The sequence below is a fragment of the Lysinibacillus sp. JK80 genome, from assembly GCF_027557635.1.
In the GTDB taxonomy this organism is placed as follows: domain Bacteria; phylum Bacillota; class Bacilli; order Bacillales_A; family Planococcaceae; genus Lysinibacillus; species Lysinibacillus capsici.
Genome location: NZ_CP058997.1, coordinates 4,163,425 through 4,176,885, shown reverse-complemented (window position 1 = coordinate 4,176,885; position 13,461 = coordinate 4,163,425). Strand labels below are relative to the sequence as shown.

The 13,461-nt window shown below is 37.0% G+C and carries 12 protein-coding genes; 9 read left to right on the top strand and 3 right to left on the bottom strand.

What is annotated here, in order from left to right; all coding sequences use genetic code 11:
- The first annotated feature begins 234 nt into the window (after window positions 1-234).
- The 9 genes from HXV90_RS20930 (at window position 235) to HXV90_RS20890 (ending at window position 9,508) form a co-directional block, all read left to right on the top strand.
- A complete protein-coding gene (locus HXV90_RS20930) occupies window positions 235-2,604 on the top strand; it encodes a penicillin acylase family protein (RefSeq protein ID WP_269897927.1) in 2,370 nt (789 codons plus the stop codon).
- A gap of 141 nt (window positions 2,605-2,745) precedes the next feature.
- On the top strand, window positions 2,746-3,117 hold the full coding sequence (locus HXV90_RS20925) for an ArsR/SmtB family transcription factor (protein WP_269897926.1): 372 nt from the start codon (window positions 2,746-2,748) through the stop codon (window positions 3,115-3,117).
- The gene (locus HXV90_RS20920) at window positions 3,098-5,221 is read left to right on the top strand and encodes a heavy metal translocating P-type ATPase (protein ID WP_054549599.1); all 2,124 of its coding nucleotides are present in this window, start codon (window positions 3,098-3,100) and stop codon (window positions 5,219-5,221) included. The genes HXV90_RS20925 and HXV90_RS20920 overlap by 20 nt, the downstream gene beginning before the upstream one ends.
- A gap of 170 nt (window positions 5,222-5,391) precedes the next feature.
- Window positions 5,392-5,688 carry a late competence development ComFB family protein gene (locus HXV90_RS20915; RefSeq protein WP_369700627.1) on the top strand — a complete coding sequence of 99 codons (297 nt, stop codon included), beginning with the start codon at window positions 5,392-5,394 and terminating at the stop codon, window positions 5,686-5,688.
- A 122-nt stretch (window positions 5,689-5,810) separates the two neighbouring features.
- Window positions 5,811-6,230, top strand: a complete 420-nt coding sequence (gene mntR / locus HXV90_RS20910; RefSeq protein WP_004231993.1) for a transcriptional regulator MntR — start codon at window positions 5,811-5,813, stop codon at window positions 6,228-6,230.
- Between the two features lie 29 nt (window positions 6,231-6,259).
- The gene (locus HXV90_RS20905; protein WP_048394250.1) at window positions 6,260-7,117 is read left to right on the top strand and encodes a CvfB family protein; all 858 of its coding nucleotides are present in this window, start codon (window positions 6,260-6,262) and stop codon (window positions 7,115-7,117) included.
- Between the two features lie 158 nt (window positions 7,118-7,275).
- A complete protein-coding gene (locus HXV90_RS20900) occupies window positions 7,276-8,190 on the top strand; it encodes a DUF1002 domain-containing protein (RefSeq protein ID WP_048394252.1) in 915 nt (304 codons plus the stop codon).
- Between the two features lie 228 nt (window positions 8,191-8,418).
- Window positions 8,419-8,700 (top strand): GNAT family N-acetyltransferase, encoded by a 282-nt coding sequence (locus HXV90_RS20895; protein ID WP_009370656.1) that lies wholly within the window; start codon window positions 8,419-8,421, stop codon window positions 8,698-8,700.
- 499 nt (window positions 8,701-9,199) lie between these two features.
- The gene (locus HXV90_RS20890; RefSeq protein WP_004232000.1) at window positions 9,200-9,508 is read left to right on the top strand and encodes a hypothetical protein; all 309 of its coding nucleotides are present in this window, start codon (window positions 9,200-9,202) and stop codon (window positions 9,506-9,508) included.
- A 17-nt stretch (window positions 9,509-9,525) separates the two neighbouring features.
- On the opposite strand, the gene HXV90_RS20885 is transcribed toward HXV90_RS20890, so the two are convergent.
- The 3 genes from HXV90_RS20885 to HXV90_RS20875 form a co-directional block, all read right to left on the bottom strand.
- Window positions 9,526-10,668, bottom strand: coding sequence for an MFS transporter (locus tag HXV90_RS20885; RefSeq protein WP_054549597.1), 1,143 nt, complete (start codon window positions 10,666-10,668; stop codon window positions 9,526-9,528).
- A gap of 155 nt (window positions 10,669-10,823) precedes the next feature.
- On the bottom strand, window positions 10,824-12,344 hold the full coding sequence (locus HXV90_RS20880) for a succinyl-CoA:acetate CoA-transferase ScpC (protein WP_004232003.1): 1,521 nt from the start codon (window positions 12,342-12,344) through the stop codon (window positions 10,824-10,826).
- A gap of 352 nt (window positions 12,345-12,696) precedes the next feature.
- The gene (locus HXV90_RS20875) at window positions 12,697-13,347 is read right to left on the bottom strand and encodes a LytTR family DNA-binding domain-containing protein (protein ID WP_004232004.1); all 651 of its coding nucleotides are present in this window, start codon (window positions 13,345-13,347) and stop codon (window positions 12,697-12,699) included.
- Window positions 13,348-13,461: the final 114 nt, after the last annotated feature.

The window sequence follows — 13,461 nt, the reverse complement described above, 5'->3', positions numbered from 1 at the left end:
GAAAATATACTCTATAGAATCATTATATCTCTATGAACATACGAATTTTTAACATTACTCAGTAGCCTTCATAATTCCTATTGATTATACTATTCTAATAGCGAATAAATATAAAATTTTGTATTTAGAGACAATTTTATATACATAAAATAAGAAATTTCGCTAAAAAATTTGCGTTACAAAGCGGGTTTGGAAAGGTAGTACGGGAATATAGTGCAAAAAGGGGGTTATGCAGTGGGGAAGAGAAAGTTTAATTGGAAAAAGTGGCTAATTGTCATAGCTGGGATAATAGCTGCTTTGGCTCTTGTGGCTTTTATTGGATTTACATGGTTTATGGATAAATCTAAGCCGGTGATTGATGGTGAATTAGCTGTTACTATTCTGGATCAGGATGTGACAGTTACGAGAGATGAAAAAGGGGTTCCGCATATTTTTGCCAAAACAGATGCGGATTTGTATCGTGCGCAAGGTTATGTCCAAGCACAGGATAGACTATTTCAAATGGACTTAGCACGAAGGCAGGCAAGTGGTCGACTATCTGAAATTATTGGAGAAGCAACGATTAATACTGACAAACATTTCCGTACATTTAGCTTACGAGATGCTGCAGAGAAATCATTAGCTGCCTATGATGACGAAAGCAAACAAGTACTTGAATGGTATGCCGAAGGAGTAAATGCTTTTATTGCACAGGCAAAGGAAAGCAATACACTAAGCTATGAATTCGCTTTGTTAGGCTATGAACCTGAGGAGTGGACAGTTGTTGATTCCTTAACCATTGGAAAATATATGGCCTATGATCTGGGTGGAAATTGGAATACGTTAGCTTTTCGTCATTGGGCACTACAGAATTTTGATGAAGAAAAGGCAAAAGAATTATTTATTAAATATCCAGAAAATGCTTCGGCGATTATCGAGGCCAATATCCAAAATCCTGTAGCAGTAGCTGGGCAATTCAGTGCGGAAATGCTACCAAACGAATTTAACGGAAGTAATAACTGGGTAGTTTCAGGTGATAAAACGAAATCAGGAATGCCTATTTTAGCAGATGACCCACATTTAGGGTTAAGCACCCCTTCTATTTGGTATCAAATGCATCTGCAATCACCACAGCAAAACGTTAGTGGCGTTATCTTTGCAGGGATTCCGGGTATTATTTTAGGCCATAATGATGAAATTGCTTGGGGGGTAACCAATGTGGGTCCAGATGTACAGGATTTATATATTGAAATACCAAATCCAGATAATCCAACACAATTTCGATACGATGGAAAGTGGGAACAAGCAGAGGTGCGCGACGAATCAATTAAGGTAAAAGATGGAGAAACGATAGATTTTGAAGTCGTTGTTACACGTCACGGCCCTATAATGACAGATTTAGCTTTTAAAGATACAGAGCCAACCGCACAATTTTCGATGCAGTGGACAGCACTACAACCGACAGCTGAACTAAGAGCAGTGCTTGGTTTTAATAAGGCAAAAACTTGGAGTGATTTCGAAAAAGCATTAGAAGACTTTAAAGCGCCAGCACAAAATTTTGTATTTGCATCAAAAGACGGTACGATTGCCTATAAAGCTAATGGTCAAATACCTATTCGTAAGCAAGGTGAGGGCCAATTACCAGTTCCAGGTGATTCGAGTGACTATGGCTGGGAGGGCTTTATCCCATGGGGTGAATTACCAACTCAAGTAAATCCAAAAGAAGGTTTTATTGCAACGGCAAATAACCAAGTAATAGGAGAGGACTACCCTTATCACATAACTGATTTCTGGGCGCAACCTTATCGTTTCGAAAGAATTAAAGAAGTGTTAGATGCAAATGATGCGATTACAGTAGAAGATATGATGGCTTTGCAAATGGATCAGCACAACCTCTATGCAAGAGAATTTCTGCCTGATTTATTAACATCTTTAAAAGAAAAAGATCAGGATGGGAAGTATGCCGAGATTATGGCCATGCTAGAGAAGTGGGATATGGTAGACGCAAAGGAATCAGGTGCACCACTTGTGTTCCATACATTAATGATTAAGCTACAGGAAGTTTTGTTTAAAGATCAAATGCCTGAAGATATGTATGGCATCATGTATGGGAAGTTTAATATTACAGACCAGCTCTTACGTACAGCCTATTCAGGAGAGAAAAGCATTTGGATTGAGGAGCAGGGTGGCATTGATGAAACCATATACAAGGCATTTGAGCTAACAATTGCACAATTAGAAGATCAATTCGGAAAAAATTCCTCGAAATGGCAATGGGGTGATTACCATCAGCTTACTTTTGACCATACACTAGGAAGCGCATCGCCTATTCTTGCAGCCTATTTTAATGCTAAAAAGGTTCCTATTGGTGGATCAAAAGTTACCGTACAAGCAGCAGATAATGATTTAGCTGGTAATGTAGATCACGGTGCATCTTGGCGTTTTGTGGTGGATGTAGGTGATTTAAGCTCAGCCTATCATATTGTTGGTCCTGGTCAAAGTGGTCATGTAAAATCTGATTGGTATCAAGATCAGGTGCTGGATTGGGCAAATGGTGATTACCATCAAACATTTATTAAACAGGAAGAGATAAAAGGGAAAACATTACAATTAATAGCGAAGTAATAAAAGAGTTAGCGTACAGAAAGTGCGCTAACTTTTTTATTTAAGGATATACATCCTAACATTCAAATATTCGTTTGAATATGATGGAATAATATGTTACATTGAATACAATCAAACGAATATTTGAATGAGGTGAGAAAAATGCCGAAAGAAATATGTGAGGTGACGCATGTACATGAAGAAGCAGTCACAAAGGTGAAACAACAAATGCCTGATTTATCAGGTGTAGCCAAATTTTTAAAAGCGTTAGCTGATGAAACTAGACTTAAAATTGCCTATGCTTTAACGGTGGAAGATGAACTATGTGTTTGTGATGTTGCAACTATTATTGGTTCTTCAGTTGCTACAGCATCCCATCATTTACGATATTTGAAAGATAATAATTTAGCGAGATCACACCGCAAAGGTAAGCAAATGTATTACTCTTTAGCGGATGAGCATGTATATCAAATTGTAACAATTGCCTACGAACATGCGAAAGAGGGGATTGCGAATGGCAACGACGCCAATTAAACAAGAATACAGATTGCAAAATTTATCTTGCGCTAGTTGTGCTGCAAAGTTTGAGAAAAACGTAAAGGCTATACCAGAAGTACAGGATGCACAAGTGAATTTTGGTGCTTCTAAAATTACAGTAATCGGTGCTATTAGTGTAGACCAAATTGAAGAAGCAGGTGCCTTTGATGGCATTAAGGTTACACAATCGGCAGCAAAAGCACTTGAAAATACTACACCTTTTTATCGTAAAAAGGAAAATGTTTTAGCAGGAATTTCATTGCTTTTTGTCATTCTAGGTTATCTATTTGCGGGTATGAATGGGGAATCGAGCCCGCTACCGATTTCCATGTTCATTATAGCTATCCTTGTGGGTGGAGTGGGTATTTTTAAAATAGGCTTCCGTAATTTAGTTCGCTTTGAATTTGATATGAAGACGCTTATGACAATCGCCATCATTGGAGCTGCTATTATCGGTGAATGGGAAGAAGCTGCAGTGGTCGTATTTTTATTTGCTGTGAGTGAGGCACTTGAAGCGTATTCAATGGATAAGGCACGTCAATCTATTCGTCAATTAATGGATATTGCTCCACCAACAGCGATTATCAAAAGAGCCCACGGTGAACACTACCATGAGGTTGAGTTACCTACTGAGGATATAGAAATAGGAGATATTTTGATTGTAAAGCCTGGGCAAAAGATTGCGATGGATGGCATAGTCATTAGTGGGTTGTCTGCAGTCAATCAGGCAGCTATTACAGGTGAGTCGATTCCCGTAAATAAAACAGTAAATGATGAAGTATTTGCTGGGACTTTAAATGAAGAGGGTGCTCTTGAAGTACGTGTGACAAAGCGTGTAGAAGATACTACTATCGCTAAAATAATTCATCTAGTGGAAGAAGCACAAGCAGAAAAGGCACCTTCTCAGCAATTTGTAGATCGCTTTGCAAAGTATTATACACCAGCGATTATGGTTATTGCTTTTTTAGTAGCTGTAATTCCACCTTTAATAGTAGGTGATTGGCAGCATTGGATTTACCAAGGGCTAGCTGTTTTAGTAGTAGGATGTCCTTGCGCACTGGTCGTCTCTACGCCCGTCGCCATTGTTACAGCCATTGGTAATGCAGCAAGGCAAGGTGTACTGATCAAAGGTGGTGTTCATTTAGAGCAGCTAGGACATATTGAAGCTGTTGCCTTTGACAAAACAGGAACATTAACGAAGGGGCAGCCAGCAGTAACAGATATCGTAACGACTGAAAACTGGTCAGAGGACTATGTGTTACAACTAGTGGCAGCGGTAGAAAAACAGTCACAGCACCCTTTAGCTAAAGCAATTTTAAATAGATTACACGATAAAAAATTATCTGAGCTAATACCAACAAATTTCCAATCAGTAACAGGAAAAGGTGCCTATGCTACCGTTGATAATCAGATTATTTATGTAGGTAGCATGAAATGGGCTACTTCATTAACTTCTGTAGATCAAAGTATAGAAAGTCAGGTTAAGAATCTGCAAGAACAGGGTAAAACAGTAGTAGCAGCTGTTTCGAATAATCAACTTATTGGACTGGTTGCAATTGCTGATCAATTACGTCATGAAAGCAAGGATGTATTGAACAAATTAAATGCCTTAAAAGTAAAGCATATGGTGATGTTAACAGGCGATGCAGAGCCTACTGCGCAAGCCATTGCTACTTCATTAAAGATGACAGATGTGCGCGCTGGCTTGTTACCAGAAGAAAAATTAAAGGCGATTAAGGATTTACGTAAACAATTTGGTGCTGTAGCAATGGTTGGAGATGGTGTAAACGATGCACCAGCATTGGCCACTGCAAATGTAGGAATTGCCATGGGTGGAGCAGGAACAGATGCAGCTCTTGAGACAGCAGATATTGCCTTAATGGGTGATGATTTAACAAAGCTTCCTTACACTATTGGATTGAGCAGAAAAACATTACGTATCATTAAAGAGAATATTATATTTGCCCTAGTTTTAAAATTAATTGCATTGCTACTTGTCATACCTGGTTGGTTAACATTATGGATAGCAATTTTTGCCGATATGGGTGCGACACTATTAGTTGTGTTTAATTCATTAAGACTAATTAGAGCAAAAAAGTAGTAAGTAAGGTGTAGAACAATCTGAAAAGGTAGGAAATTAATCTTGCTTTGACACAAGGGATTTTATGTGAATAGATGCTACTTGTGATTCTTGAAAAAGACTTTTTTTAAGGCTATTATAGTTTCAGGAGTAATGTAACAATTAAATATAAATGAGGCGAAAGTTTGAATATGTCAGATCCTATTTTAGTAAATGTTACAGAAGAAATTGTGCGTGGTTTAGTAAGCTTTTTACTACGAGGACCAGAATATCAAACATTTTGTAAATGCGAAATCTGTGAATTAGACACGGTGGCACTTACACTAAATGCATTGCCAAGTAAGTATGTTACATCTATGGAAGCTAGAGATGAGGCATTTAAAGAAATGAATACTCCTGGAAACATTGAGCGTATTAATAAAGAGATTATTCATGCGTTACATGTGGTAAATAAGTATCCTCGACACAAAATAGAGCCTACTTCTTAATAGAAGAGGCTCTATTTAAGTTGTATAGGAAGTGTTTTTCTAGGCAATGTATTTTCAGTTAACTTTTAAGCCAAGCTTGTAGTAAACTAGAGAGTAAGAAAAGGAAAGAGAGGGAAAAGGATATGCCAACACCTAGTATGGAGGACCATATCGAACAAATATATTTATTAATTGCCAACAAGGGATATGCGAGAGTGTCTGACATTGCTGAAGCATTATCTGTTCTTCCTTCTTCTGTTACAAAAATGGTTCAAAAATTAGATAAAGATGGTTATTTAGTTTATGAAAAGTACCGTGGACTGACATTGACGCCTAAAGGGGATAAGCTCGGAAAGCGTCTTGTGCAGCGTCATGAATTGCTCGAGCAGTTTTTACGAATGATTGGTGTGGATGAAGAACGTATTTATGATGATGTAGAGGGAATTGAACATCATTTAAGTTGGAATTCAATCGATCGTATTGCAGATCTTGTGCAAGTAATGGAAGAAAATCCAGACATCGTGAAAAAATTAGAGGCATCTAAGACACAGCACAATCTTTAAAATGATGGTGTGAAGGAAAGGGAGACAATATGAACGCATTAAAATCAGGTGAAGTCGTTACATTAACGGTATTAGAGCAACAAGCATCAAAATGGATTTTAACAAATGGAGTTGAAGAACTACCTTTAAATGCTTCAGAGGTAACAGAGCCACTAACAGTAGGTGACCGCCTTGAAGTATTTTTATTTGCAGACCGTCGTGGAGATTTGGCTGCAACAACGGCTATTCCAGCTTTTACACAAGGTGAATATGGCTGGGCACGTGTCTTGAAAGTAGTGGAACGTGAAGGTGCTTTTGTGGATATTGGTACATCTCGTGAAGTATTAGTAAGAGCAGAAGATTTACCTGCATTAAAAGAGGTATGGCCAGAACCAGGCGATCATTTATTTATGACACTACGTACAGATCGTAACGGTGATTTATTTGGTCGTTTAGCCACAGAGGAAAAAATTTCGGAGCTATATGAAGGTGCATTTGAAGATATGCACAATAAGAATATCCAAGCACGCCCATATCGTTTGTTACCGATCGGGACATTTTTGCTAGGTGTAGAAGTTCCTTACCGTATTTTTGTGCATGAGTCTGAGCGAAATAATGAGCCTCGATTAGGACAAGATGTAGTTGTACGTATTATCGATGTAAAAGACGATGGTTCCATGAATGGCTCACTTTTACCAAGAAAACATGAGCGTCTTTCAAATGATGCGCAACAAATATTAAAGTATATACAGGATGTGGGCGGTAAAATGCCATTTGGTGATAAATCGTCTCCTGAAGAGATTCAAGAAATGTTTAATATGAGTAAAGGGGCATTTAAACGTGCCTTAGGAACGTTAATGAAAGCTGGTAAAGTGAAACAACAGGACGGTTGGACTGAAGAAATTTAAAGGATGGTTTGTTTGACTAGCTAGCAAAACATTTACAACAGGAAAAGTGACGAGAGACAGCCTTGAAACCTTCTCGTCTTTTTTTCGTACTAATTATTGTATAGTGGCATACACTATACTTGCTAATTATGAAGTTTTAGCGAAAGGGGTCACACGATTTGAAAAAAACATGGATTAAAATACTAACTGCTACAATGTTAGTATTTGGAGTGATGGCACCAGCAACAGGATTTGCATCTGACAATACGCCTCCAAAAGCAATTGATGAAAAACTAGGCGTACCGATCGTCGTGTATGGAGCAAATTTATCTGAGGCTGAAAAAGAGTCAGTAAAAAAATCATTAAAAGTAAGCGAAGAACCTGAAATTGAAGAAATTACTGTGTCTGGTGAGGATCTAGTAAAATACATTAAAGATAGTAATTCAAGCTCACGTATGTACTCTTCTGCAAAGATTACACGCAGAGAAGCAGGAGAGGGTCTAGTAATACAAATTGTCACACCATCAAATATAACGCAGGTAACTTCAGAGATGTACGCAAATGCGATGTTAACAGCAGGAATTCAGGATGCATCCGTACAAGTAGCTGCACCGAAAGCCGTTACAGGGCATTCAGCATTAGTAGGTATTTACAAGGCATATGAGGTCACTACAGGGGAAACACTGGATATTGATCGTACAGATGTAGCAAACGAAGAATTATCAGTAGCAACATCCATTGCAGAATCTGCAGGGGTAGACGATGCAAAGGTTGCGGAATTACTGACAGAAATTAAAAAGCAAATTGCAGAGTTAAAGCCAGCAACACGTGAAGATGTGGAGAAAATTGTAGAAGAGCAATTAAGTAAGCTTGAAATTAATTTAAGTGAAAAGGACCGTCAATTGCTAGTGGATTTAATGGATAAAATAAGCAAGTTGGACATTGATTTTAGTAAATGGTCTGATCAATTAAATGATATCAGTAATACAATCCAAGAAAAATTCGGCTCACTTATGGAAGATAAAGGTTTCTGGGAAAGCGTAAAAAGCTTTTTTGCTAATTTAAAAGATACTATTTCTTCATGGTTTAACTAAATTTATAGTTGATAGAAAGGAATCTGTTATACCTTCTCACTTTGCTAGAGAAGGTGTACAGATTCTTTTTTATTCAACAAGTGAAAGATTTTGAAGTGTGATGTTTTCGACATAGGAAAGCTAACCGAATATCTGGACATAGCTTCGCTGATTAGATAAAAGAAGCGTACACAAATTTTGTGAAAATATAAAAAGCTATGGTACTATGAATAAAAGGAGTGGTGAGAAATGGAATTCCAATTACAACAATTAGCAGAAAATAAGTTTGCATTTTTGAATGAGCAAGCAGGGGAAAAACTAGCAGAAATTACTTGGCAGCAAAATGGCTCAGTAATGGTAATGGATCACACATATGTATCTGATAAGCTCCGTGGTCAAGGTGTGGCCAAACAATTACTCGATCAAGCAGCATCGTATGCACGCGAAAATGGTTATAAAATGAAGGCCGTTTGTTCCTATGTGGTGGCAGCATTTGAAAAGTCAGATGCATACAATGATGTAAAACAATAAAAAATAAGGCAATCTGCTTTTAATTAAGCGGATTGCCTTTTAATTGCTAGAGCAAATCATGTAAATAGCTCCTTATAATAGAATGACACTATAAATTAGTACTGTTAAGAAGCCAGCCCCGCCAATTAATGAAGCCATATCTATCCAATCGTATGCTAAATCGAAATCTTTCATTTTAACCACTCTCCTATTTTAGTATTAATTCATTAATTCCCTTTACTTGCCTTTTATAATCATAAATAGTTACAAAATTTTGACGAATGCTAAAAATAAGGGTACGATAACTGGGCTTTAATAGGAAATAGAGTGTGATTGTCTGCATTAAAAACTAGACGAACTACAATGGATTGACGGGGTTTTTACTAGATAAAAGGGCAAGTATTTATCCATACATTAATATATATGCTAGAGGGTATAAAAAAATAATGTTTATTCTTTTAAGAATAGGGAAAAACTATACTACAGAGCTAGTTTCTATATTTTTAGGAGGTTATAAACTATGGCAAAACGAAAAGGAACAGGTGTTGTCGTTGCAGGATTAGCAGGACTAGCAGCATCTTATTTCAGTAAAAAAGAGAATCGTGATAAAGCACTAACAATGTTTAATAGTATGAAAGCAAAATTAGAGTCGTATCTTACTACAGGTCCTGATATGCATGACAATATTGCAGAACGTGTAGCTACAGAGGTAGCAACAGAGGCTGGTACTTCACCAACTAAAATTGCCTCGAATGAAATGGTAGCTGAAGGTGGAGGACATACTGGTGTCCATTTCTATAATGAAGAAATTCAAGAAAAGGAAAAGTAAACAAAAAACCTTCTCATCTAAGCATGAGAAGGTCTTTTGTGTGGGATAAGAATTGCGCCTGCAAAGAGCAATAATACAAAGCCAGTAAATGCAAAGCCACTGACAGTACCAAGTGATAGCCAACCTAATAAAGAAGAGCCTATAACTACACCTAGAGAGAAAAACGCGTAGAAATAGCCGTAAGCTTTTCCTCGTACTTCAGCAGTTGTAGAGTCAATTAGCAGCGAATTTACTGAAGGGAATAGGAAACCGAATCCGATCCCATAGCAAGCCATTGCTGTATAGAGTAAAGAGCTAGAATTTGCTTGGCTAATTAATAGCTGGCTTATTCCCATTAAACCTATACCAAAAGACAATGTTTTGAGTGGATTAACCTTATCAAAAATACGATTAGTTGGTAATAGGAAAACAAGAACTGCAATAATACCAAATGTACTCATTAAAGTGCCGCTTAAACGAGAGTCGAAGCCTAAGGAATGTACTTTAAGAGGGAGTAGATACGCAATAACCCCTTGAGAAAACATTAAGAAAAAGGCTCCTAAAAAGGCTTTTAATGTTCCTGTGTTATTAAAAAAGACACTGATCGGAATGTAATTACTTGGTTTAGCCTTCTCTTTTTTTACTTGATTTGCTTTCAATATAAAGAACGCAAGGATACCTAGCAGAAGCATAAAGCTTGCTGTGATATTGAAAACAAATGGTACACTTGTCCGGCTAGCTAAAATGCCACTAAATGCAGGGCCTATAATGGCTGCAATACCAACAAAGGCGCCAGAAATAGCACTGCCTTTACCTCTTTTTTCCTGCTCTGTAGCGTTCGCTAGAAATGTAAAGGCAGCAGGAACAATGAAGCCTGCAACAAGGCCATGGATAAAACGTACAATTAATAGAGCAATAGGCTCTTCTACTAAATTATAAAATGTTAATGATAGACCTGTTGTTAGAAGACCTATTATGAGTATGATGAAAGGTCCTTTGCGATCCGTTAAGAAACCAGAAATGATATTACCGAATGTATTGGAAAGCGAATACATGCCCACTGCAAGACCAGTGAGGAATGCCGATGCACCTAAAGACTCAGCATAAGTACTCATAACAGGAAGCTGGGTAAAAAGGTCGAAAAACGAAAAGAAAATAATAGCATAGATAAATTTCTTCATGGTTCCTCCGATAAATAGAACATTATAGTCAATAAGATTAATATAGTCCTATTATAGCATCTTCCAATCGATAATACTTCTCATTTGTTTTTTGCTTTCACGTATAAAAAAACGTCTAATAAGTATTAACTTATTAGACGTAGAGAATGTAATAATTAAGCTTTTGCAACTTCTTTTTTCATTGTTTTGTTTTTAGCAAGATTTACATGCCAAGAAAGTGCTTCCTCTAACAGATGAGGAGTTTGGTGGTTGCCAGTTGCTTCAACTGCACGGTTATAGTAATCCCATAATTGTTCTTTGTAATCTGGGTGTGCACAGTTTTCAATAATTAAAGGTACACGTTCTTTTGGTGCAAGACCACGTAAGTCAGCAATACCTTGTTCTGTAACGATAACATCAACGTCATGCTCTGTATGGTCAACGTGAGATACCATTGGCACGATAGAAGAAATTGCTCCACCTTTTGCGTATGATTTTGTAACAAAAATACCAAGGCGTGCGTTACGTGCGAAGTCACCTGAACCACCGATACCGTTCATCATACGAGTACCAGAAACATGTGTCGAATTAACGTTACCATAGATATCTAACTCAAGAGCTGTGTTGATTGAGATTAGACCCAAACGACGGATAAGCTCAGGGTGGTTAGAAATTTCTTGTGGACGTAAGCAAATTTTATCAGCATACTTTTCTAAATTACCATAAACTTTTTGCTGTAATTCTTCAGTAAGTGTGATTGAAGTTGCAGCAGCGAATTTAACTTTACCAGCATCGATTAAGTTAAATACAGCATCTTGAAGTACTTCAGATGCAACAATTAAATCTTCAAATTCTGAATCTGCAAAGCCATCAAGTACAGCGTTTGCTACAGAACCTACACCAGATTGCAATGGCATTAATTGATTTGTTAAACGACCCGCTTTAATTTCATCACGGAAGAAGTCTAATAAAATGTTTGCCATCGTTTGTGTTTCTTCATCTGGAGGTACGATTAATGAAGGAGCATCTGGCTCTTCAGAAATAACAATTGCTTTAATTTTAGCTGGATCTACTTTGATACCAATATCACCAAGGCGTTGCATAGCATCTGTCATTGGAATAGCTTCACGTTTACCTTGTTCTCCAGGTACATAAATATCATGGATACCGATTAAAGCTTCTGGATGAGAGATATTTAACTCGATAATAATATTTTCTGCATATTCTGCAAAGATAGGTGAGTTACCTACAGAGTTTGTTGGAATGATTAAACCATCTTCAGTAATAGCAACCGCTTCAAGAATTAAATACTTGATTGGTCCGATAATTCCTTGGCGCACTAGCTCAGCATTATGAGAAAGATGAGCATCTACATATAAGATATCCCCAGAATTAATTAAATTACGGATACCCGCATCACCCTGGAATGGTCCACGTTTACGAATGGCACCAGCTTCTGCTAAGTACTTATCTACTTCTGGTCCTAATGATGCACCTGTATATACATCAATTTTGAATTCTTCATTTTTTGCGCGCTCAACTAATGCCATTGGAACAACTTTTGCATCCCCAGCACGAGTAAAACCACTCATCCCAACTACATCACCATTAGAAATAAGTGCTGCTGCTTCTTCAGCAGTTACAATTTTACTCTCAAGTTCTTTTAAACCTAGGCGTTTTTGAACATTTGCATCCATAAAAAAATCCTCCCCTAAATAATTTTGATGGAAACCGATTACAAAACTAGAAAAAACATTTAAGAATTTTCTGTTTATTCAGTTGTAGTATGACTCCAACCATTTGAATAATACTATCACCAAATTGTCACAAAAACTTTAGAATTAGCATTAAATTGAGTAAAAAAAGGAAAATCGAGCATTAAGATGATTTTTCGACAGAGAAAACGTTTTATTGTAGAGCTGTATAAATTTAGTTGTTTTCTATATTAAAAATAGTGCAAAAATAGTTAAATGTTGAGGTAAATGAGGCGGATTTGTGCGCAAAAAAGAACAGCGAGCAATTATAAAAATTGCTCGCTGTTCATACAAATTAGAAACCTAAAGAACGACGGAAATAGCTTGCATAGCGTTGGCTAACAGGAATACGTGTACCATCTTTCATAATTAATAAAAACGTTGAGTGTGAATCTGGTTGAATTTCATCGATGTAGTCAATGTTAACGATATAAGAGCGGTGACAACGAATAAATGAGTCAGGTGCTAAAAATAGCTCTAGATCACTTAAGTTTAAACGGTGATAACCTTCACGTGTCATTGTTTTAACAAATGTTTTACGGAGTTGTGTTTCTAAATAAATAACTTGATCATGTTTGATTGGGTACCAGCAATCATCAATTTTGATTGTAATGTAGTTAGTTAAGAATGCTGATGGTTTTTGCGGGAAGATAGCAGTAATAGCTCCTTTTGTTTCGCCTTCCTCCATTAAAGGAATACTCATGCCATAATAAGCGACACCGAAGACATCAGGTTCGATATAAGAGCTGATTTTTTGACCATAGCTTAATGCTTTGTGTGCGGCTGAACCTTCTTTGATAGGGTCACCAGGTTTAATTTTTAAATCAACTTTCTTGCTTGGTTGGTAATACAAATATTCATTTGTATCAGAGATAGCGATGGACGTATTTTCAGGGAAGAATTCCTTAATAATTTCCATGATCTCTTCTATTTGTTTTGGATCCACTTTAAACACCTCGTCTAAACTTTTAAAAATAGTATTATCATCTATTTTACTACATATTCATATAAATTATATAGAGAAGATTTAGGAATAAAATAGAAAAATGTCGAATGATCC

Bases quoted from the DNA above. Each gene is read 5' to 3' on its own strand.
- HXV90_RS20895 (WP_009370656.1), top strand. From the start codon at position 8,419: ATGGAATTCCAATTACAACAATTAGCAGAAAATAAGTTTGCATTTTTG.
- HXV90_RS20920 (WP_054549599.1), top strand. From the start codon at position 3,098: ATGGCAACGACGCCAATTAAACAAGAATACAGATTGCAAAATTTATCT.
- HXV90_RS20915 (WP_369700627.1), top strand. From the start codon at position 5,392: ATGTCAGATCCTATTTTAGTAAATGTTACAGAAGAAATTGTGCGTGGT.
- HXV90_RS20880 (WP_004232003.1), bottom strand. From the start codon at position 12,344: ATGGATGCAAATGTTCAAAAACGCCTAGGTTTAAAAGAACTTGAGAGT.
- HXV90_RS20885 (WP_054549597.1), bottom strand. From the start codon at position 10,668: ATGAAGAAATTTATCTATGCTATTATTTTCTTTTCGTTTTTCGACCTT.
- HXV90_RS20890 (WP_004232000.1), top strand. From the start codon at position 9,200: ATGGCAAAACGAAAAGGAACAGGTGTTGTCGTTGCAGGATTAGCAGGA.
- HXV90_RS20925 (WP_269897926.1), top strand. From the start codon at position 2,746: ATGCCGAAAGAAATATGTGAGGTGACGCATGTACATGAAGAAGCAGTC.
- mntR (WP_004231993.1), top strand. From the start codon at position 5,811: ATGCCAACACCTAGTATGGAGGACCATATCGAACAAATATATTTATTA.
- HXV90_RS20905 (WP_048394250.1), top strand. From the start codon at position 6,260: ATGAACGCATTAAAATCAGGTGAAGTCGTTACATTAACGGTATTAGAG.